Origin of the sequence: Phenylobacterium sp., from assembly GCF_036402295.1 — a bacterium.
Lineage (GTDB): Bacteria > Pseudomonadota > Alphaproteobacteria > Caulobacterales > Caulobacteraceae > Phenylobacterium.
The window spans coordinates 38,649-58,029 of record NZ_DASWTE010000041.1; the positions used below are offsets into that span (position 1 = coordinate 38,649).

General features: G+C 71.4%; 20 protein-coding genes and 1 pseudogene. 17 read left to right on the forward strand and 4 right to left on the reverse strand.

Going from position 1 to position 19,381, the window contains the following annotated elements:
* A complete protein-coding gene (locus VGD44_RS02665; RefSeq protein ID WP_331083597.1) occupies positions 1 to 936 on the forward strand; it encodes a hypothetical protein in 936 nt (311 codons plus the stop codon).
* Here VGD44_RS02665 and VGD44_RS02670 read toward each other — a convergent pair.
* Positions 933 to 1,397, reverse strand: a complete 465-nt coding sequence (locus tag VGD44_RS02670; RefSeq protein WP_331083599.1) for a hypothetical protein — start codon at positions 1,395 to 1,397, stop codon at positions 933 to 935. The two genes, VGD44_RS02665 and VGD44_RS02670, sit on opposite strands and share 4 nt — an antisense overlap.
* Positions 1,398 to 1,574: 177 nt before the next feature.
* Here VGD44_RS02670 and VGD44_RS02675 point away from each other — a divergent pair, with 177 nt between their 5' ends.
* Positions 1,575 to 2,231: a hypothetical protein gene (locus VGD44_RS02675; protein WP_331083601.1), complete on the forward strand. Its 657-nt coding sequence runs from the start codon at positions 1,575 to 1,577 to the stop codon at positions 2,229 to 2,231.
* 66 nt (positions 2,232 to 2,297) lie between these two features.
* On the opposite strand, the gene VGD44_RS02680 is transcribed toward VGD44_RS02675, so the two are convergent.
* A complete protein-coding gene (locus VGD44_RS02680) occupies positions 2,298 to 2,900 on the reverse strand; it encodes a DUF2726 domain-containing protein (protein WP_331083603.1) in 603 nt (200 codons plus the stop codon).
* Between the two features lie 339 nt (positions 2,901 to 3,239).
* Between VGD44_RS02680 and VGD44_RS02685 the strand changes: the two genes are divergently transcribed.
* The 11 genes and pseudogenes from VGD44_RS02685 (at position 3,240) to VGD44_RS02735 (ending at position 13,745) form a co-directional block, all read left to right on the forward strand.
* Positions 3,240 to 3,980: an NYN domain-containing protein gene (locus VGD44_RS02685; protein WP_331083605.1), complete on the forward strand. Its 741-nt coding sequence runs from the start codon at positions 3,240 to 3,242 to the stop codon at positions 3,978 to 3,980.
* A gap of 134 nt (positions 3,981 to 4,114) precedes the next feature.
* A pseudogene (rplU, locus tag VGD44_RS02690) lies at positions 4,115 to 4,636 on the forward strand (50S ribosomal protein L21); the annotation flags it as partial.
* Between the two features lie 198 nt (positions 4,637 to 4,834).
* The gene (gene rpmA, locus VGD44_RS02695) at positions 4,835 to 5,113 is read left to right on the forward strand and encodes a 50S ribosomal protein L27 (RefSeq protein WP_331083607.1); all 279 of its coding nucleotides are present in this window, start codon (positions 4,835 to 4,837) and stop codon (positions 5,111 to 5,113) included.
* A 135-nt stretch (positions 5,114 to 5,248) separates the two neighbouring features.
* The gene (locus VGD44_RS02700) at positions 5,249 to 5,842 is read left to right on the forward strand and encodes a GNAT family N-acetyltransferase (protein ID WP_331083610.1); all 594 of its coding nucleotides are present in this window, start codon (positions 5,249 to 5,251) and stop codon (positions 5,840 to 5,842) included.
* 19 nt (positions 5,843 to 5,861) lie between these two features.
* A complete protein-coding gene (locus tag VGD44_RS02705; RefSeq protein ID WP_331083612.1) occupies positions 5,862 to 6,398 on the forward strand; it encodes a biotin transporter BioY in 537 nt (178 codons plus the stop codon).
* Entirely contained in the window at positions 6,395 to 7,432 is a 1,038-nt protein-coding gene (gene obgE / locus VGD44_RS02710) for a GTPase ObgE (protein ID WP_331083614.1), read from the forward strand. Before VGD44_RS02705 ends, obgE begins: the two co-directional genes overlap by 4 nt.
* Positions 7,429 to 8,559 (forward strand): glutamate 5-kinase, encoded by a 1,131-nt coding sequence (gene proB, locus VGD44_RS02715; RefSeq protein WP_331083616.1) that lies wholly within the window; start codon positions 7,429 to 7,431, stop codon positions 8,557 to 8,559. The genes obgE and proB overlap by 4 nt, the downstream gene beginning before the upstream one ends.
* Positions 8,560 to 8,591: 32 nt before the next feature.
* Positions 8,592 to 10,160: an aldehyde dehydrogenase family protein gene (locus VGD44_RS02720; protein ID WP_331083618.1), complete on the forward strand. Its 1,569-nt coding sequence runs from the start codon at positions 8,592 to 8,594 to the stop codon at positions 10,158 to 10,160.
* Positions 10,161 to 10,168: 8 nt separating this feature from the next.
* Positions 10,169 to 10,834: a nicotinate-nucleotide adenylyltransferase gene (locus VGD44_RS02725; RefSeq protein WP_331083620.1), complete on the forward strand. Its 666-nt coding sequence runs from the start codon at positions 10,169 to 10,171 to the stop codon at positions 10,832 to 10,834.
* A 171-nt stretch (positions 10,835 to 11,005) separates the two neighbouring features.
* Entirely contained in the window at positions 11,006 to 11,380 is a 375-nt protein-coding gene (gene rsfS / locus VGD44_RS02730) for a ribosome silencing factor (protein ID WP_331083622.1), read from the forward strand.
* Positions 11,381 to 11,420: 40 nt separating this feature from the next.
* Complete coding sequence (locus tag VGD44_RS02735; protein ID WP_331083624.1) at positions 11,421 to 13,745, forward strand: glycogen debranching N-terminal domain-containing protein; 2,325 nt, start codon at positions 11,421 to 11,423, stop codon at positions 13,743 to 13,745.
* On the opposite strand, the gene VGD44_RS02740 is transcribed toward VGD44_RS02735, so the two are convergent.
* On the reverse strand, positions 13,726 to 14,754 hold the full coding sequence (locus VGD44_RS02740) for an SDR family oxidoreductase (RefSeq protein WP_331083626.1): 1,029 nt from the start codon (positions 14,752 to 14,754) through the stop codon (positions 13,726 to 13,728). The two genes, VGD44_RS02735 and VGD44_RS02740, sit on opposite strands and share 20 nt — an antisense overlap.
* 6 nt (positions 14,755 to 14,760) lie before the next feature.
* Complete coding sequence (locus VGD44_RS02745; protein WP_331083628.1) at positions 14,761 to 15,246, reverse strand: DUF2231 domain-containing protein; 486 nt, start codon at positions 15,244 to 15,246, stop codon at positions 14,761 to 14,763.
* Positions 15,247 to 15,417: 171 nt separating this feature from the next.
* Here VGD44_RS02745 and VGD44_RS02750 point away from each other — a divergent pair, with 171 nt between their 5' ends.
* The 4 genes from VGD44_RS02750 to VGD44_RS02765 all read left to right on the forward strand — a co-directional run.
* Positions 15,418 to 16,806, forward strand: coding sequence for an amidase family protein (locus tag VGD44_RS02750; protein WP_331083630.1), 1,389 nt, complete (start codon positions 15,418 to 15,420; stop codon positions 16,804 to 16,806).
* A gap of 230 nt (positions 16,807 to 17,036) precedes the next feature.
* A complete protein-coding gene (locus VGD44_RS02755; protein ID WP_331083633.1) occupies positions 17,037 to 18,077 on the forward strand; it encodes an aspartate-semialdehyde dehydrogenase in 1,041 nt (346 codons plus the stop codon).
* Between the two features lie 9 nt (positions 18,078 to 18,086).
* Positions 18,087 to 18,551, forward strand: a complete 465-nt coding sequence (gene rlmH, locus VGD44_RS02760; protein WP_331083635.1) for a 23S rRNA (pseudouridine(1915)-N(3))-methyltransferase RlmH — start codon at positions 18,087 to 18,089, stop codon at positions 18,549 to 18,551.
* A gap of 77 nt (positions 18,552 to 18,628) precedes the next feature.
* Positions 18,629 to 19,381, forward strand: a 753-nt coding sequence (locus VGD44_RS02765; RefSeq protein ID WP_331083638.1) for a murein hydrolase activator EnvC family protein, incomplete at its 3' end; no start/stop codon positions are given.

Below are 19,381 nucleotides of genomic sequence, written 5' to 3' on the forward strand. Positions count from 1 at the left end.
ATGAAGGGCGCGCTCGCGACGCTTGTCCTGGCGACGGCGATCCTGGCCGGCGGATCCGCCGCGGGCCAGGTCTGGCGCGCCCCGCGCACCGTCGCCGGCCAGCCCGACCTGCAGGGCGTCTGGTCGTACAACTCGCTTACCCGCCTCGAGCGCGCGGACCGCTACTCCGCCGTCGTGATCGGCGAGGAGGAAGCGCGCGCGGTCACGCCCCCGCCGCTCATCCCGCCGGACGAGACCGGGCAGGCCGAGTCCGAAACCTACGACGCCGAGGGTCTCGAGCTGGCGCGGGTCAACGGCGAGATCCGCACGGCCTGGATCGTCGAACCGCCGGACGGGCGTCTGCCGCTCACCGCCGAGGCGCGCGCCCGCGCACAGGCGCCGCCGACGTTCGATGGCCCCGAGACCCGGCGCAACCAGGAGCGGTGCCTGATGATGCCCAACGTGGGCCCGCCGATCGCCACCGCCATCTACAACAACAACCTCCAGATCCTGCAGACGCGGGACCATGTGGTCATCCTCATGGAGATGAACCACGAAGCGCGGATCGTGCCGCTCGGGCGACCGCCGCACGGGCCCCTCCACCGCTGGATGGGCGACTCGGTCGGCTGGTGGGAAGGCGACACGCTGGTGGTCGAGACCACGCGCCTGACGCCCGCCCAGGGCCTGCGCGCCTCCCCGGCGGGCGCGCTCTACCTCTCGCCCGACGCCGTGATCACCGAGCGCTTCCGCCGCATCTCCCCCGCCCAGATCCTTTACGGCTACACGGTCGTGGACGCGGCGAACTACACCCGACCGTGGCGCGGCGAGATGCCCCTGACGGCCACCCGGGAGCGGATGTTCGAGTACGCCTGCCACGAGGGCAACTACTCCCTGCCCAACATCCTGGCCGGCGCCCGGGCGCAGGAAAGGGCCATCGCCGCCCAGCCCCGCCCCTAGCCGCCGGCAACCGGCCTCGAATACGCCAGCGGCCAGCGACCGCTCTCGGCAGCCGCCACGAGATCGCCGATCGTGATCGCCAGGTGCGGCCGGTGCTTCCGTCCCTGCGCCGATCCGAACACGCAGCCGCCGACGAGCCCGACCACACCGGGCCCTGCGCTCCACACCGGCAACAGCCCAGCCCCCGCCGCTACGAAGACGCCCAGCGCCCCGACGACGGCCCAGTTCGCCCGGATGTCCGAGAAGCCCAGCCCCTCGGGCCCGAAGTGGCGCGACCAGTTGCGATACAACGGCGCCAGGTCCGGCGAGAACCGCGCCTCGAACGCCTGGAAGAACTCCACCGCGTCGTCGCCGTCCATGCCCAGGTCCTCGAGCAGTCGTGACGCCGGACTGAGCCCCGCGGCCGAAACCTCCACGGCCTCGGCCACCATCGCCGTCACCTGCTCGGCGAGTTCGTTCATCCGGCCCCGCGTCCCGCGCCTACTCGGTCCCGCGCCCGACATACGCCTGCGCCGGCTTCGCCCCCGCGTGACACCGCTTCAGCCCGTCCCGCGAGCCCAACCCAACCAGGTTGTATCCGCCCTCGCCGCACCAACGATGCGACCGCTTCTGACGCAGCCGCCATCTAACCTCACGCCATGCCCGCCTTCACCCCCGCCGAGCGCGAGACCTTCCTCGCCCTGCTCGTCACCCGCCGCGCCGCCGGCGAGTCCTTCGACGCCATCGCCGCGACTCCCGGCTGGCCCAGCCGCCCCACGCTCCGCAAATGGCTCCGCCGCTATCCCGACCTCGACGTCCCGCCGCTCCGGCGGCCCTCGGTGCACTGGTCGGCCGTCCTCGCCCGCGAGATCGTCGAGCGGTTCGAGTTCGAGAGCCTGCGCGAGATCTGCGCCTCGCCCGGCATGCCCGACCGCAAGAGCCTCCACAACTGGCGCCGCGCCCGCCCCGACTTCGACGCCGCCCTCGAAGCCGTCCGCCAGGCCACCCGCCAACCGCCCACCGGCCGCCGCTCCACCTACACCGACCTCGTCGCCGACGACGTCGTCTGGGCGGTCTTCGAGGCCGGCTCCATCCACGCCGCCTGCCAGGGCCCCGACCAACCCCCGGGGCGAACCGTCCGCGACTGGGCGCGCATCCATCCCGAGTTCGCCCGCAGCCTCGGCATCGCCTACGAGATGGCCCACGACCGCCGCATCGCGCCGCGGCTGGCAGCGGCCGAAGCCCGCCTCGAAGCGAGGATCCGCAAGCTCACCGGCCAGCGCGCCGCCCTGCCGCCCCGCCTGCGCCGCGGCTAAGCCCTAAGTTCCTCCCCCGCAGGGGGAGGGGGACCGCGAAGCGGTGGAGGGGGCTTCCGCCGAGGCCTACGATGTCCGATCGACCAGCTCCGCCAGCCGCGCGATCTCCCGCACCAGGTCGGCCTCGCCGTGATCGGTCGTCATCTCGATGTAGCGGACGCCGGCCTTGCGCAGCGCTTCCTTCTTCACCGCGTCGCGGGCGGGCGCGGTCCCCTGGTAGTGGCCGCCGCCCTGGTGCTCGATGGCGGCCAGGGGATCGCCGCGCCGCGACACGATGAGCAGGTCGGCCCGTTTGCTGTTGATGGCGCCATAGGCCTTCGGGTCCGGCGACGAAAGCACCTCGCCGAGACTCACCTGCGCCATGACCCGCCAGCCGCGCTTCAACTCCCCGATCTCACGTTCCGCGATGTAGAGCAGCCGCGCCTCCTCCTTCGAGAGCAGCGGCCGCGTCGCGAAGCTCGCCCCCATGACGATCCGAAGCTGATCGGCCGCATCCGGCGCCTGCGTCTCCGTCGGCCGCTTGAAGGGCGTCACCTTCGACCCCGCCTCGCCGCCCCCGCGGCGCGTCTGCCACGCCCGCCTCGCGCGACGGGCCCGCCAACGCTCACCGTAGAGCCCGGCCAGGAACGCCACCGCCACGATGGCGAAGATGTAGAGGTACAGGTCCATGCCGCCCGCATCCCTCAGGGGATGCTTCCCGCCCTTAAATCCATGGTTGATTGCGAGCCTGCGGGCTGGACCGTGTCAAGGAGCGGCCTCCGGCCGCCCGCGCCGCGGCGAGCGCTGCGCGCTCGTGTCGGCGGAGACGGTCCAGCCCGCAGGCAAACTCCGTCCATGGATTGAATGGCTCGGAGGGGCGGTTCGCCCCAGTTCCTCACGCGCTCGCGGGGGAGGCGACCGCGAAGCGGTGGAGGGGGCGCTGGGGCCGTGCGCGAACGTTATGGCTGATAGCTAGCCGGGAAATATATCAACCTGTCACCCAACTTCTGCTTGCGCTAAGCAACGCCGATGGCCGCCGAACCTCGCGCCCCCCGCCTTGTCGTGTTGATCGATGCGGACAACGCCTCCGCGCGGATCGCCTCGGGGCTCTTCGAGGAGATCGCCAAGATTGGTGAGGCCAGCGTCCGCCGCATCTACGGCGACTTCGCGAGCCCCCACCTGCAAGGCTGGACCAGCATCCTCGCGGCCCATGCGATCACGCCGCAGCAGACGTTCGCCTACACCAGGGGCAAGAACGCTTCAGACATCGCGCTGGTCATCGACGCCATGGACCTGCTCCTCAGCGGCCGGTTCGACGGCTTCTGCTTGGTCTCGTCAGACAGCGACTTCACGCGGCTGGCCGCGCGGATCCGCGAGCAGGGCGTGGATGTCTATGGCTTCGGCGAGCAGAAGACGCCGGAGAGCTTCCGGATGGCTTGCCGGCGGTTCATCTACACGGAGAACCTGCTGCCCGAAGCGCCAGCCGCCGACGAACCGGAAAAGCCAGACGCGCGCCCAGCCTCAGATCGCAAGCCGGTGAGCCAGGCCACCCAGCTGCTGAGGACCGCGATCTCCCAGATGGAGGGCGACGATGGCTGGGTCGCACTGGGAGGTGTCGGGAACAGGCTCGCGAATCTGGCGCCCGACTTCGACCCCCGCACATATGGCAAGGCAAAGCTGGTCGACCTCGTGGAGTTGACGTCCGCCTTTGACGTGCAGCGTCGCGAGGGCGGCGGGGTCTACATCCGGCTCAGGCCGAAGAGACGGTGACTGGTGGATGGCACGCTCCACCCCCGCCGTTGACTCACCGCGCCGCGTCTGTATAACCGCGCCTCCTCGTCCCCGGGCCCGCCCTGGGGGCGCGAACACGCTTTCAATCAAGAAGAAATACAAAGGCGCGAACGATGTACGCGGTGATTAAGACCGGCGGCAAACAGTACCGGGTCCAGCCCGGCGACCTGCTGGTTGTTGAAAAGCTCGAAGGTGAACCCGGCGCGGTCGTCGCGTTCGGTGACGTGCTGCTGCTGGGCGACGGCGAGGCCGTGACGGTCGGCGAGCCGACCGTGGCCGGCGCGTCCGTGGCCGCGACCCTGATCGAGACCCGCAAGGGCGAGAAGGTGAAGATCTTCAAGAAGATCCGCCGCCAGGGCTATCGCCGCACCCGCGGTCACCGCCAGGCCGAGTCGGTCCTGCGCGTCACCGGCATCACCGCCGGCGGCAAGGAGACCAAGTGGGACGGCGCGGTGGACATGACCACCAAGGCCGAGCTCAACGCCCGCTCGCGCGGCCTGGACTTCGCCACCCTGAACGTGCCGAAGAAGGCCGTGAAGGCGCAAGCCGAAGCCCCGCTCGCCAAGGCGACCAAGGCGCCTGCCAAGGCCAAGGCCCCCAAGGTGACCGACGCGGTCGTCGAGGAAGCCGCCGCGGCCGCCCAGGTGAACGCGCCGGTGGAAGCCGAAGCCAAGACCGAAGCCAAGAAGGCCGCGCCGAAGAAGACTGCGGCTCCGAAGGCTGAAGCCAAGGCTGAAGGTGAAGCCAAGAAGCCGGCGGCCAAGAAGGCCGCTGCCAAGAAGGACGGCGCGGCCGAGTAATCGGGCCGCCTCAGTTAAGGACAGGAGCACACCATGGCTCACAAGAAATCCGGCGGCTCCTCGCGCAACGGGCGCGACTCCGCGGGCCGCCGTCTCGGCGTGAAGAAGTTCGGCGGCGAAGCGATCAACGCCGGCTCGATCATCGTGCGTCAGCGCGGCACCAAGTTCTGGCCAGGCGAAAACGTCGGCATGGGCAAGGACCACACCCTCTTCGCGCTTATCACCGGCGCGGTGAAGTTCGTGACCAAGGCCAAGAACCGTACCTACGCGACGGTCGTGCCGGCGGACCAGAAGGTGATCGCAGCCGAATAGGCGGAACCACCTTTCTCCGGTTCCGCCCTCACCAAGTAAGGCGGACCGGACAGACGACCTTCGCGGGGAGTCCGGTTCAGCCGGGCTCCCCGCAGTCGTTTCAGGGCTCCGCTAGAGGGCCGGGAGGTAAGTGAAATGTGTGCCGTCGACGTCAGACCCGCCATAGGGACCGACCGCCTGATCCTGCGCGGGGTGACCCGCGCCGACGCGGGCGCCATCGCCGAGCTCGCCAACGACCTGGGGGTGTCGGGGAACGTGGCGACCATGCCCTACCCCTACCGGCCGGCCGACGCGCTCGCGTTCATCGCCGGGACCGAGCGGGCCGATCCGCGCGCGCATGCCGAGTTCGCCATCGAGCATCGCCAGTTCGGGCTCGTCGGCATGCTGGGCTTCCACGAGAAGGAGCCCCCCGCCATTGGCTCGCCAATGGCGGATTCCTCGCAAGAATCCCGTTCGCTGCGCGAACGGGGGCGTGCGGAGGTCGGCTACTGGCTCGGCCGGCCGTTCTGGAACCGCGGCTATGCGACCGAGGCCCTGACCGCGGCGCTGCGCTGGGTGAAGTTCGACTGGCGCCGCCACGTGGTGTGGGGCGGCCACTTCGCCGACAACCGGGCCTCCGGCCAGGTGCTGGTGAAGGCGGGCTTCCTCTACACCGGCGACGTCGAGTGGCGGATGAGCGAGGCCCGCGCCGAGCCCGCCCCCACCCGGATGATGGTGTGGCTGGCCTGATATGCTATCGGCTCCCGCCATGACTGCTGCCGCGTCCCGCCGCTCGTCGTCCGCCCACTCGCTGCCCGTCCAGGCGGCGATCGTGACGGCGGGCGTCGTGGCGATGGCGGCGGCCTCGCGGGTGGCGTTCGACTTAGGGCCGGTCCCGATCACGCTGCAGACCTATGCGCTGTTCGTGCTGGCGGGCCTGTTCGGCGGCCGGCTCGGCCTCTTCATCGTGGTGACGTGGCTGGCGGCGGCGGCCCTCGGGCTGCCGGTGCTGGCCGGCGGCGCCGGCGGCTGGAAGGCCGTGATCGGCCACACCGCGGGCTTCCTCGCCGGCATGGCCGCGGCGGCCTGGGTGTGCGGCCAGGGCGCGGCGAAGGCGAAGGGCTGGGTGTCGCTGACCGCGCTCTTCATCGCCGGTCACCTGATCGTGCTGGCCGTGGGCTGGGCCGGCCTCGCCAGCTTCATGGCGCCGAAGGCCGCCTTCGAGAGCGGCATCCTCCCCCTTCTGCCGGGCGCCGCGGTGAAGTCGCTCGCCGCCGCCCTCACCGTCCGATTGTTCGCCCGATGAAGTTCCTCGACCAGGTCAAAGTCTATGTGCGCTCCGGCAACGGCGGCGGCGGCGCCGTGTCGTTCCGGCGCGAGAAGTACATCGAGTACGGCGGCCCCGACGGCGGCGACGGCGGCCGCGGCGGCGACGTCTGGATCGAGGCGGTCGAGGGCCTGAACACCCTCATCGATTATCGATATCAACAGCACTTCAAGGCCGGCACCGGCGTCCACGGCATGGGGAGAAACCGCCACGGCGCCGCCGGCGCCGACGTCGTCCTCAAAGTCCCCGTCGGCACCGAAGTTCTTGACGAGGACAAGAACCTCATCGTCGACATGGCCCACGCCGGCCAGCGGGTTTTGCTGGCCAGGGGGGGCAACGGCGGGTTCGGGAACACGCACTTCAAGGGCCCAGTGAACCAGGCGCCCCGCCACGCCAACCCGGGCCTCGAAGGCCAGGAACTGGCCATCTGGCTCCGCCTGAAGCTGATCGCCGACGTCGGGCTCGTCGGACTTCCCAATGCCGGGAAGAGCACCTTCCTGGCGGCGGCGAGCGCAGCGCGGCCGAAGATCGCGGACTACCCGTTCACGACACTCGCGCCCAACCTCGGCATGGTCGACCTGTCGGTGGGCGAGCGGTTCATCCTGGCCGACATCCCGGGCCTTATCGAAGGGGCCAGCGAGGGCGCGGGGATCGGGACGCGGTTCCTCGGGCATGTGGAGCGCACCGCAGTGCTGGTGCACCTGGTGGACGGCACGCAGGACGACGTGGCCCAGGCTTGGCGCACCGTCCGCCATGAGCTGGAGGCCTACGGCGAGGGGCTGGAGGACAAGCCCGAGCTCCTGGCGCTGAACAAGATCGACGCGCTGGACGACGAGACCATCGCAGCCAAGGCGGCCGAGCTGGAGGCCGCGGCGGGCGTGAAGGTCCGCCGCGTGTCGGGCTTCGCCAAGCTGGGGGTGACCGAGCTGCTCCGCGAGGCGTACGGCCTGGTCCTGGAACGCAAGGGCGAGGTCGCCCGCGAGGTCGCCGGCCCCGAGGACTGGGCCCCTTGAGCGAGCTCACCGCCGCCCGAACCGTCGTCGTCAAGGTCGGCTCCGCCCTGCTGGTGGGGCCCGACGGGGCGGCGCACGGCGCGTGGCTGGCCGATTTCGCCGCCGACGTGGCGCGGATGCGGGCGCGGGGGCAGCAGGTGCTTGTGGTGTCGTCCGGCGCCGTGGCGTTGGGTCGCCGGCGGCTGGGGCTGGGCAAGCGCGCGCTCAGCCTGCCCGAAAAGCAGGCCGCCGCGGCCGCCGGGCAATCGGCGCTGATGCGGGCCTGGGAGGAGGCGCTGGGGCCGCTCGGCTTCGCGTGCGCCCAGGTGCTGCTTACCCGCGACGACACCGAGGTGCGCCGCCGCTGGCTGAACGCGCGCGCCACCGTCGAGACCCTGCTCTCCCTGGGCGTGATCCCGGTGATCAACGAGAACGACACCGTGGTTACCGAGGAGATCCGGGTCGGCGACAACGACCGGCTGTCGGCCCGCGTGGCCCAGCTGGTGAGCGCGGAAGTGCTGGTGCTGCTGTCGGACGTGGAGGGGCTCTACACCGCCGACCCGCGCCGCGACCCCACGGCGACCCTGATCCCGCGGGTGGCGCAACTGACGCCCGAGATCGAGGCCATGGCCGGGGGCGCGAACGCCGCGGCCGGCGTCGGCACCGGCGGCATGGCGACCAAGCTGGAAGCCGCACGGATCGCGAGCCAGGCCGGCTGCACCACCGTCATCACCCTGGGCACCCGCTCAGGACCGTTGGCGGCCGTGGAAGCCGGGGCGGCGGCGACGGTGATCGAGCCCGCCACGACCCCGCGCGCCGCCTACAAGGCCTGGATCGGCGGCTCGCTGGCCCCAGCCGGAGCGCTCAGCGTCGACGCCGGCGCCGCCGCGGCGGTGCGCCGGGGCAAGAGCCTGCTGGCGGCCGGCGTGAAGGCCGTGGAGGGCCGCTTCGACAAGGGCGAGTGCGTGGTCGTGCGCGATCCCGCGGGCGGCGAGATCGCCCGCGGCCTGGTCCGCTACGAGGCCGGGCACGCGGCGCGGATCTGCGGGCTGAAGTCGGAGGCGATCGAAGCGGCGCTGGGCTACACGTCCGGGCCCATGATCCACGCGGACGACCTTGCGCTGGCGGCCGCGGCCGTGAGCGCGTAGGTAAGGCTCAAACTGAGCAAATGGGGGTCCCCGTGGACGACGGGACGTCAGGCAAGGGAGCGACGGTCGCCCGCACGGGACGGCTGGAAGCCCTCGCGCCCGGCCAGGCCATCCCCTTCGGCGGCGACCGCTGCGCCTACGTGACGCCCGAACTGGCGGCCGCCTTCCGCCCCGGCGACCGCCTGGTGGTCGTGCAGGACACCGGCGACCTGCTGCACATCCCCGCCCGCGAGCACGCCGCCGCCGAAGCCGCCGTCGGCCGAGCCGCGGCCGCGTTCGCGCGGATGGGCGAGGTCACAGACGCCGCCATCACCGCCTTCTTCGAAGCCTTCGCCGCCAAGCTGGAAGACGACGCCGTCTGGGCTGCCATTGCCGCCGCCAACACCGCCGACGTGGAGAGCGCCAAGGCCCGCGGCCGGTCCACCACCCGCCTCGTCGCCACCGACACCATGCGGCGCGACATGATCGCGGGCCTGCGCGCCTGGCGCGACGCCGAACCGCCACGCGGCCGGGTTCTTGAGCAGATCGAGCATTCCGGATGGTCGGTCGAGCAGGTCATGGCGCCGCTGGGCGTCGTGGGGTTCGTGTTCGAGGGTCGCCCCAACGTCTTCGCCGACGCCACCGGCGTGATCCGCGCCGGCAACGCCGTGGTCTTCCGCATCGGCTCGGACGCCTTGGGCACGGCGCGCGCCATCGTGGCCGAGGCGCTGAACCCCGCGCTGGCCGAGGCCGGCCTACCCGAGGGTGCGGCTGTCCTGGTGGACTCCGCGGCCCACGCCGCCGGCTGGGCCATGTTCGCCGACAGCCGCCTGGCGCTGGCCGTGGCGCGCGGCTCCGGTCCCGCCGTCTCGCAGCTGGGCGCCATCGCGCGGCAGGCTGGCACGCCGGTCAGCCTTCACGGCACGGGCGGCGCCTGGATGGTGGCGGACGCGACGGCCGACGCCGAGCGCTTCCACGCCGCGGTGTTCCATTCGCTGGACCGCAAGGTCTGCAACACGCTGAACGTCTGCTGCATCGTCCGCGAGCGCGCCGACGAGCTGCTTCCGGTGTTTCTGGAGGCCCTGATCCAGGCCGGGGAACGCCGGAAGGGCTGCAAGCTGCACATGGCCGAAGACGACTGGGACCGCCTGCCCGACGCCTGGCGCACCGCCCGCACCCCCGTGATCCGCGCCGAGGGCCCGGTGGAGGAGGCATTGGCCGAGCCCATCGCCGACCCTGACCTCGGCCGCGAGTGGGAGTGGGAAGAGACCCCCGAGGTAAGTCTCAAGATCGTGGCCGGCGTGGCCGAGGCCGTGGCGCTGTTCAACGCCTTGAGCCCCCGCTTCGCCGCCGCCCTGATTTCCGAAGACCCGGCGGCCCACGCCCGCTTCTACGAGACCATTGACGCCCCCTTCGTCGGCGACGGCTTCACCCGCTGGGTCGACGGCCAGTACGCCCTGAACCGGCCTGAGCTGGGCCTCTCCAACTGGGAGAACGGCCGTCTGTTCGCGCGCGGCGGCGTGCTGGCGGGGGACGGGGTCTTCACCGTCCGCGCCAGGGTCCGCCAGACCGATCTTCACCTCGACCGCGGGGGCGCGCCCACCCCGCCGCGCCACGGCTGACCGCGGGCATGTGGTTCGCTGGCCCGGCGCGCCGCGCGCCCGTCTCCGGTCGCCCCCAAGCTCTGCGGCTGGGCCTGCACCTGGCGCCGGGCATGAAGGTCGGGCTCTACGGCGGCTCGTTCAACCCGGCCCACGACGGCCATGCCCATGTGGCCGAGACGGCCAAGCGCAGGCTGGGCCTGGACCGCGTGGTCTGGCTGGTCTCGCCGCAGAACCCGCTCAAGGGCCGCGGCGAGACGGCGGACCTCGAGGAACGGATCGCCGGCGCCAGGGCTCTGACCCAAGGCCTCGGCAACATCGTCATCGGCGCGGAGTCGAAGCTGGGCTCGACCTACACCATCGACACGATCCGCAGCCTCAAGGCGCGGTTTCCCGGCGTGAAGTTCGTCTGGATCATGGGCGCCGACAGCCTGGCCTCGTTCCACCGCTGGAAGGGCTGGACCCAGATCATGCAGGAGGTCCCGGTGGCGGTGGTCTCCCGGCCATGGATCTCGCTGAAGAGCCGCTTCTCGCCGGCGGCCCGCCGCTTCGCCCGCTTCCGCCGCCCCAGTCACGGCGCCGTCACCCTGCCCGGCAGCCCGACCCCGGCCTGGGTCTTCCTGTTCGGACGGTTCAATTTCCAGTCGTCGACCGCGCTGCGGGAGCGGATGCAGCGCGCCCGGGCCCGTCGATAGGGCGTTCCAGGAACGCATCCGGCGCCTGCGGCTTGATGTTCCTGCGAGGCCCTGCCCCCGCGTCCCGCGCTGTGCTAGGGTCCGCCGAGCGAGGACATCAAAGGAGCAACCCCGCTGAACCGTGAATCTGCGCGATCTGCGCACGAGGCCCCGGCCGACGCCGAGGCCTCCTTGAGTGACAAGAGCCTGAGTGGCCCTGGCCGCATAACCGCCATCGAGGACCTGATCCTTTCGCGGTTGGACGACGACAAGGCCCAGGACGTCGTCTTCATCGACCTCAAAGGCAAGAGCCCCGTGGCCGACGGGCTGATCGTGGCGTCCGGCCGCTCGCAGCGGCACGTCGGCGCCATGGCCGACCACCTGCTGCGCGCCCTGAAGGACGCCGGCTACGGCAAGTGCCGGGTCGAAGGCATGCCGAACGCCGACTGGGTGCTGATCGACGCCGGGGACGTGATCGTCCACCTGTTCCGGCCCGAAGTCCGCAGCTTCTACAACATCGAGAAGATCTGGTCGGTCGAGCCGCCGGCGAACCGCGCCGCGATCTGAGCTCGGAACGCGCGCGCCGGCTGCGGGTTAAGCGCGCGCCATGCCGCGCGATGCGCCACACCTGCCCGAAGGCCCGGATGCGGACGCGCCGGCCGGTCTTGCCCTGGATGAGCTCGAGCTCGTCCGCCTGAGCGTCCGGCCGGGCGTGAACTATGTCAGCAGCGACCGCACGGTGCTCGCGACCGCCGAGGACGGCGCGGTCACGGGCGAGCCGGATCACGGCCTCTTCGTCAGCGAGACGCGGCTGCTGTCGAGGTACCGATACCTGATCCACGGCCGGGCGCCGCACCTGTCGTCGGCGTCCAACGTCGCCCAGCGCTCGTGGCTCGGCTATTTCATCGCCGCGCCGCGGCCGAGCGTGACGCGGCTCTCCGAGATCACCCAGGACGCCGTGGAGCTCAGGCTGTCCCGCTACGTCGGCGGCGGCCTGCACGAGGACGTGGACGTCACGAACTTCTCGCGCCGGCCCGTGACGCTGTCACTCGACCTGGAGATCGAGTCCGATTTCGCCGACCAGATGGAAACCGACGGTCCGCGCCGGCAGCGCGGCCGCAAGACCACGGCCTGGCGCGCCGGTACCGCGGACTGGGGGCTGACGACCCTCTACGACGCCCGCCACGGTGAGGCGCACATCCGGCGCGGGCTGAAGGTGCGCTTCTCGAACGCCGGCAGCCCGCCCCGTCGCACGCGCCGCGGCGTCCGGTTCCGCATCGTCCTGCCGCCCCAGGGTTGCTGGCACTGCTGCGTGGACATGACGCCGATCATGGGCGAAGGCGAGCTGGCCCCGCGCTACCGGTGCGGATCCTTCGTCGCGCAGGACAACGCCTTCGAGCGCAAGACGCGGGCGTTCCTGAGCGAGGCCACCGCCTTCGGCTCCCAGGAGAGCGGAACCCTCGCCGACGTGGTGGTGGGCGCCCTCGAGCGGGGCAAGCGCGATCTCGCGGCCCTGCGGTTGTTCGACCTCGACGTCGGCGACCATGCCTGGACGGTCGCGGCGGGTCTGCCCCTCTACGTGGCTCTCTTCGGGCGCGACACCCTGACGGTCGCCTGGGAGGCCGCGCCCGTCACCTTGGACCTCATGCGCGGGACGCTGCCCGCGCTCGCGGAGCTCCAGGGCCGCACGGTCGACGACTGGCGCGACGAGCAGCCGGGCCGGATGGTGCACGAGGCGCACACCGGCCCGGTCTCGGCGCTGGGCCTGACGCCGCAGGGGCGCAACTACGGGTCCCTCACCACGTCGGGCTTCTATCCGTTCGTGGTGGCGCAGCTCTGGCACTGGACCGGCGACAAGGCCCAGGTGGCGCCCTACGTGGAGCCGGCCGTCAGGGCGCTGAAGTGGCTCGACGATTGCAGCGATCGCGACGGCGACGGCTTCTACGACTACCGCACCCGCTCGCCGCTCGGGGTCGAGAACCAGGGCTGGAAGGACTCCGGCGACGCGCTCGTGCACGCCGACGGGACCGCCGCCGCGGTTCCGATCGCGACCTGCGAGGAGCAAGGCATCGCGTACGCCGCGAAGCTGAATCTCGCCGAGGTGCTCTGGTGGATGGATCGCCGTGACGAGGCGCGGCGGCTCTGGGACGAGGCGGTCGAGCTCAAGAAGCGGTTCAACGAGGCCTTCTGGATGGAGGACGAGGGCTTCTTCGCCATGGCCCTCGAGCGCGACGGCCGCCAGGTCCGTTCCATCGGATCGAACGCCCTGCACTGCGTCGCCACGGGAATCGCCGACACGTCGCTCGTGCCGCGCTGCCTCGAGCGGCTGTTCGCCCCGGACATGTTCAGCGGCTGGGGCGTGCGCACGCTCTCGTCCGAGCATCCGGCGTACAACCCCTACGCCTATCACCGCGGCACGGTCTGGCCCGTCGAGCACGGTCCCTTCGCGGTCGGCGCCTACCGGTATGGCTGCCACGACCGGGTCGAGCAGGTCAGTCGCGCCCAGTTCGAGCTGGCCGCCCTGTTCAAGCACCGGCGGCTGCCCGAGTGCGTGGCGGGCCACCCGCGCGATGCCGACCACCCGTTCCCGGCGGTCTATCCCGCCGCCAACGCGCCGCAGGCGTGGTCCACGACCACCGTCTACACCCTGCTCCAGGCGATGCTGGGCCTGCAGCCGTTCGCGCCGTTCCGCCTGCTGTTCGTGGATCCCCACCTCCCGCCCTGGCTGCCGGAGATCACTGTCGCGAACATGCGGGTCGCCGATGCGATCGTCAGCCTGCGGTTCTTCCGCAAGGCCGGCGGGCGCAGCGACTATGAGGTGCTCGAGCGGCGCGGCGGACCGCTGGTGGTCGTGCGCCAGCCCAGTCCGTGGTCGTTGACGGCCGGCCTGCCGGAGCGGACCTGGGACATCCTCACGAGCTTCGCTCACTGACGGGCAGGCGCCCGACCCGAGCGCTAAGGCCGACGACGAGGGCCGTGGCGGCCGCCAGCGTCGCCGCGCCCGCGATCCAGGCCCGATGCCGGCTGGCCCACAGCCCGGGCGCGTGCGAGCGCGCCTCGCCAGAGAACCTGCCGCGGGTCCGGTGGAGGCCGGGCACCGGCTGGAACAGATTGTCCCGAAGCGGCGGTTCGCCGGGCGTCTCGTACTGGGCCGTCACGCCCCGGCGCGCCAGGTAGCCGTCGAGCAGGCCGGACGCGAGCTTGTCGCCGACGATCGCCTCGACCGCCGGGGCGCCGACCACGACCTCCTTACGGTTCGCGTGGGCGGCGAACCAGATGGCGCGGGCCGCCACTTCCGGCTGGAAGATGGGCGCTACGGGTCGCGGCCGGCCGGGCACGCGAGCGCGAACCCAGTCGAACTGGGGCGTGTTCATCGCCGAGAGCTGCACCATGGTCACGCGCACCCGACTGTGGGCATGGAGCAGCTCGGCGCGCAGCGAGTCCTGGAAGCCCTGCAGGGCGTGCTTGGCCCCGCAATAGGCCGATTGCAGCGGGATGCCGCGATAGGCCAGGGCCGAACCGACCAGCACGACGCATCCCCGGTTGCGCAGGATCATCCGGCGTAGCGCCGCACGTGTCCCGTTCACCTGGCCGAAGTAGGTGACGGCGGTGACGCGCTGGAACTCGGCGTCGGTCATGTCGAGGAACGTGGCGAACATGCCGGCGAAGGCGTTGTTGACCCAGATGTCGATGGGGCCCAGCACCGCCTCCGCCTCGACCGCCACCGCCTCCATCTGCCCCGCGTCGGACACGTCGGCGGGGAGGACCAGCCCGTGGCCGCCCAGGGCCTCGATCTCGCGGCGGGTCGCTTCGAGGCTGGCGCGGTCGCGGGCGACGAGGCCGATGCGCGCGCCGCGGCGCGCGAACTCGCGGGCCGTGGCCCGGCCTACGCCGGCCGAGGCCCCGGTGATGACGACGACCTCGGGCTCGCGCCGGGCCATCCGAGCTCAGCGCCGGTCGGTCGGGATCGGCGCAGGCGCCAGGTCCGAGACGCCGACGTGGTGACGGTAGACCAGCGCCCAGCCCATCCAGCCGTTGAACAACAGGAGGACCGCGACGACGGCCGACAGCGTCACGCCCGCCGGCGCGACGGCGGCCTCCGCGCCCTGGGTGGCGCGCAGGTAGAAGCTCACCGCGGCGAGCGCCACCGCCAGGACGTTGCCGATCATGTGCAGCCAGGCCTCGCGGATGCGGCGCACCCGGCGCTCACCCAGGAAGTCGGTCAGGCCCAGCACCGCCGCCAGCAGCGCCATCGCCAGGCCCGCGCCCAGCAGCCACATGGACGCCTGCGCCCAGCCCGGCCCCGCCGTCTGCAGATAGACGAGGTCGGTCGCAAGCGCGGAGATGAAGAAGGCGATCGGGAACGGGACGATCATCGGGTGAAGCGGATGGTCGGCGATCTTCGCCGTGCTGTGGGGATTTTGGTCCGTCATGGCTCAAGGGTCCCTTCGAACAGAATGGGCGCCCGCAACCGCCATCAAGCGCGGCCCTCGGCTTGGCGACCATCTTAGGTCTGCGGCGAGGGTTTGGTTCCCGCTTCGCTGTCCACGATGGACAGAGGTCCGCCCGCGTGGTCACGCTTTTGGAGCCCCGGGAGAACGCCAATGTCCGAAACCCTGAACCGCGACCTGCTCGACCTGTCGGCCGGCGAGATCGTCGCAGCGCTTGCCGCCCGCAAGGTGGGCGCGCTGGAGCTCGCCGACGCCGCCATCGCCCGCATCGAGGCGCGCGACAAGGCGATCAACGCCGTGGTGGTGCGCGACTTCGACCGCGCCCGCGATCAGGCGAAGGCCGCCGATGCGGCCCTGGCCCGGGGCGAGCGCCGGCCGCTGCTGGGCATGCCGATGACGGTGAAGGAGAGCCACAACGTGGCCGGCCTGCCGACCAACTGGGGCAGCCCGGCGTTCAGCGGGTGGGTTGCCGACACGGACTCCGTCGCCGTCACGCGGCTGAAGGACGCCGGGGCGGTCATCCTCGGCAAGACCAACATCCCGCCGTTCCTCTCGGACTGGCAGAGCAACAACCCCGTCTATGGCCGCACCCGCAATCCCTGGGACCTCGACCGGTCGCCGGGCGGCTCGTCGGGCGGCAGCGCCGCGGCCCTGGCGGCAGGGATGTCGCCGCTGGAACTGGGCTCGGACATCGGCGGCTCGATCCGGGTGCCGGCTGCGTTCTGCGGTGTGTTCGGCCACAAGCCGACTTGGGAGCTGATCCCCTCGCGGGGCCACGCGCCGCCCGGGTTAGATCCCGGCCCGACCACGCTGGCGGTCGTCGGCCCCCTCGCCCGGTCGGCCGCCGACCTGCGGCTTGCGCTCGATGTGCTGGCCGGTCCCGAGCCGGACGAGGCCAAGGGCTATCGCCTGGACCTGCCGCCGCCGCGGCATGCGGACCTTGCCGACCACCGGGTCCTCGTCCTCAGCCAGCATCCGCTCGTGGAGACCGACAACGAGATCCGGGACGCGCTGGATGCCCTGGCGACGCGCCTGGACGCCCTGGGATGCCCGGTATCGCGGGGCAGCGACCTGATGCCCGACCTCACCGCGCAGCACGGGATCTTCATGGGGATTCTCGGCGCGGCGATGTCGCGCGGCGCGCCACAGGGCACGACCATGAACGCCCACGAGTGGATGAACCTGCTCGACGCCCAGGTCGCGTTCCGCCGGCGCTGGGCGACCTTCTTCGAGAGCTTCGACGTGGTGCTGGCGCCGACGATCGGGATCGCCGCGTTCCCGCACGACGACGAGCCGGACATGCAGAAGCGCACGCACATGATCAACGGCCGCACGACGCCGTACTTCGGCCAACTCGCCTGGCCGGCCGTGCCGCTCCTGCCGAACCTGCCCGCTACGGCGACGCCGCTGGGGCAGACGCGCGGCGGCCTGCCGATCGGGATTCAAGTGATCGGGCCCTACCTGGAGGACCGCACCACCATCGCCTTCGCGGGCCTGCTGGAGCGTGAGTTCGGGGGGTTCAAAGCGCCGCCGCCGATCTGATCCTGCCCGCAGGGAGCTTTACAGCGCCGCCTCTTGCCGCTAGAGGCGGCGCGATGCTCGCGTCCGCGCAAAAAATTACCCGCAAAATGACGACCCGCTCCGGCGGGGCGTTTGCGGCTGCGCGCGGGTAGAACCGCACCATCTGCAAAGCGCTCCGCCCGATGTGCGGGGCGCGCTCTTCCAAGCCAAGCCAACGCACTTCGGGCCTCAACATGAAGAGGATACCGACGATGCTGACCCAGCCTTCCTATCGATCCCTGCGAAATCCCACGGTGGCCATCGTGGGCGCGACCGGCGCCGTGGGCGCCGAGCTGATCCGCTGCCTTGAGCAGCGCGACTTCCCGGCCTCGGGCGTGCGCCTGCTGGCCTCGGCCCGCTCGGCCGGCAAGGTGCTGTCCTACCGCGGCCAGCCGCTGACCGTCGAAGAGGTGCGCCCCGAGAGCTTCCAGGGCGTGCAGCTGGCCCTGTTCGCCGCCGACTCCGACACCGCGCGGACCTTCGCGCCCCACGCCACCGCGGCCGGCGCCCTGGTCATCGACAACTCCTCGGCCTTCCGCATGGACCTCGACTGCCCGCTGGTGGTGCCCGAGGTGAACCTGGAGACGCTGGCCAACCATCGGGGCGTGATCGCCAATCCCAACTGCACCGCCATCATCCTCTGCATGGGCATCGCGCCCTTGCAGCGCCGCTTCGGCCTGCGCCGCGTGCAGCTCGCCACCTACCAGGCCGCCTCGGGAGCGGGGCAGCCGGCCATGGACGAGCTGGTCGCCTCGACCCAGGCCTACCTCGAGGGCCGCCCGTTCCAGCCCCAGGTGCTGCCGCACCCCTACGCGTTCAACGTCTTCAGCCACAACGACACGGTCGACCTGCAGAGCGGCTACAACGGCGAGGAGCTGAAGGTGATCGCCGAGACGCGGCGGATCCTGTCCAGCGGCGCCCTGCCGATCGGCGTCACCTGCGTGCGTGTGCCGGTGCTGCGGGCCCACACGCTTGCCGTCACCGTCGAGCTGGACGCGCCCGTGCCGCCGGCCGCCATCCGCGAATGCCTGGAAGAGGCGCCGGGCGTGCGCATTGTCGACAACCGCGAGGCCAACCACTTCCCGATGCCGATCGAGGCGCAGGGCCAGGGCGACGTGCTGGCCGGCCGCATCCGCCGCGACCTGGGCGACCCGTCGGGCCGTTCGGTGGCGCTACTGCTCGCCGGCGACCAGCTGCTGAAGGGCGCCGCGCTGAACGCCGTGCAGATCGCCGAACAGCTCCTGGTCGCGTAAGACCGCCGGGTGAGGATCAGCATCGTCGCCATCGGCCGCCTGGCGCGCTCGCCCGAGACCGAGCTTGCGAAGCTCTACCTCGAGCGGGCGACCGCGGCCGGCCGCTCGCTGGGCCTGGGCCCGGTGGAGGTCGTGGAGGTCGAGAGTCGGAAGCCCGGCAAGGCGGCCGAAGCCGAGGCGCTGCGGGCGCACCTGGCAGACAGCCACGTCATCGCCTGCGACGAGCGCGGCAAGGCCCGGGCCAGCCGCGCCTTCGCCGAGGAGATCGGAGCGCTGCGGGACCGTGGCGTGCGGCGGCTGGTGTTCCTGATCGGCGGGGCCGACGGGTTGGACCCTGAGCTGGTGGCGTCGGTTCAGGGCACGCTGGCGTTCGGGCCGCAGACCTGGCCGCACGCCCTGGCCCGGGCCATGCTCTGCGAACAGGTCTATCGGGCCGTCTCCATTCTGGCCGGATCACCGTATCATAGGGACTGATGCGGCGGATTCTGACCCTCGGAGCCCTCGGAGGCTTGGCCCTAGGCGCTGCAGCGCTTGCGGCGACCCGGGAATCCATGGGGGATCTGGAGCGGCTGAACGTCGCGGAGACCGAGCTTTCGGTCGACCAAGGCGCCAACCTGCACCGGCTGTCGCGCCTGTTGTCGGTGCTGGAACAGCTGAAGCGTGACCCACCCCCCGCCCTGCTCGTTTCGCCGCAGGACGCCAAGGATGCGGTGCGCGCCGCGATCCTGGTCAAGGCGCTGACGCCCGAACTTCAGGGCCGCGCCCAGACCTACGCCGAGGGGGCCACCGAGGTGATGCGCCAGCGCCGGCTGGCCGCCGTGCAGAGCGAAGCCCTGTTCGAGCGCGACAGCCTGGAGGCGGAAGCGCTGCCGGAGCCCGACAACTCGGTCGATCTTCGAATTCGCGGTACGATGAACGGCGAGCAGGTTCGCCTGACGCCGCCCGCGCGACTGGTTCCGCCGGCTTCCGGACCCATCGTCCGGCGCTTCGGAGAGCCGCTGAGCGGCGGCGGACGATCGAATGGATTGACCCTGGCGACGACCCGCGGCGGCCGCGTGATCAGTCCTGCAGCCGGGCTTGTTCAGTATGTGGGCCCGGTAAAAGGCTGGGACGTCATCGTGATATTAAGACTAGCCGGGGGATACCATCTCGTGCTTGCTGGTCTCGAGAGAACGTCGGTTCAGGTCGGACAATCCGTCGCGGAGAGTCAGCCTGTCGGATGGACCCCCGATGGTCGACAATCGTCATCGGAGCTCTATCTGGAGGTCCGCGAACAGGGTTCACCCGTCGATCCGATGCGATGG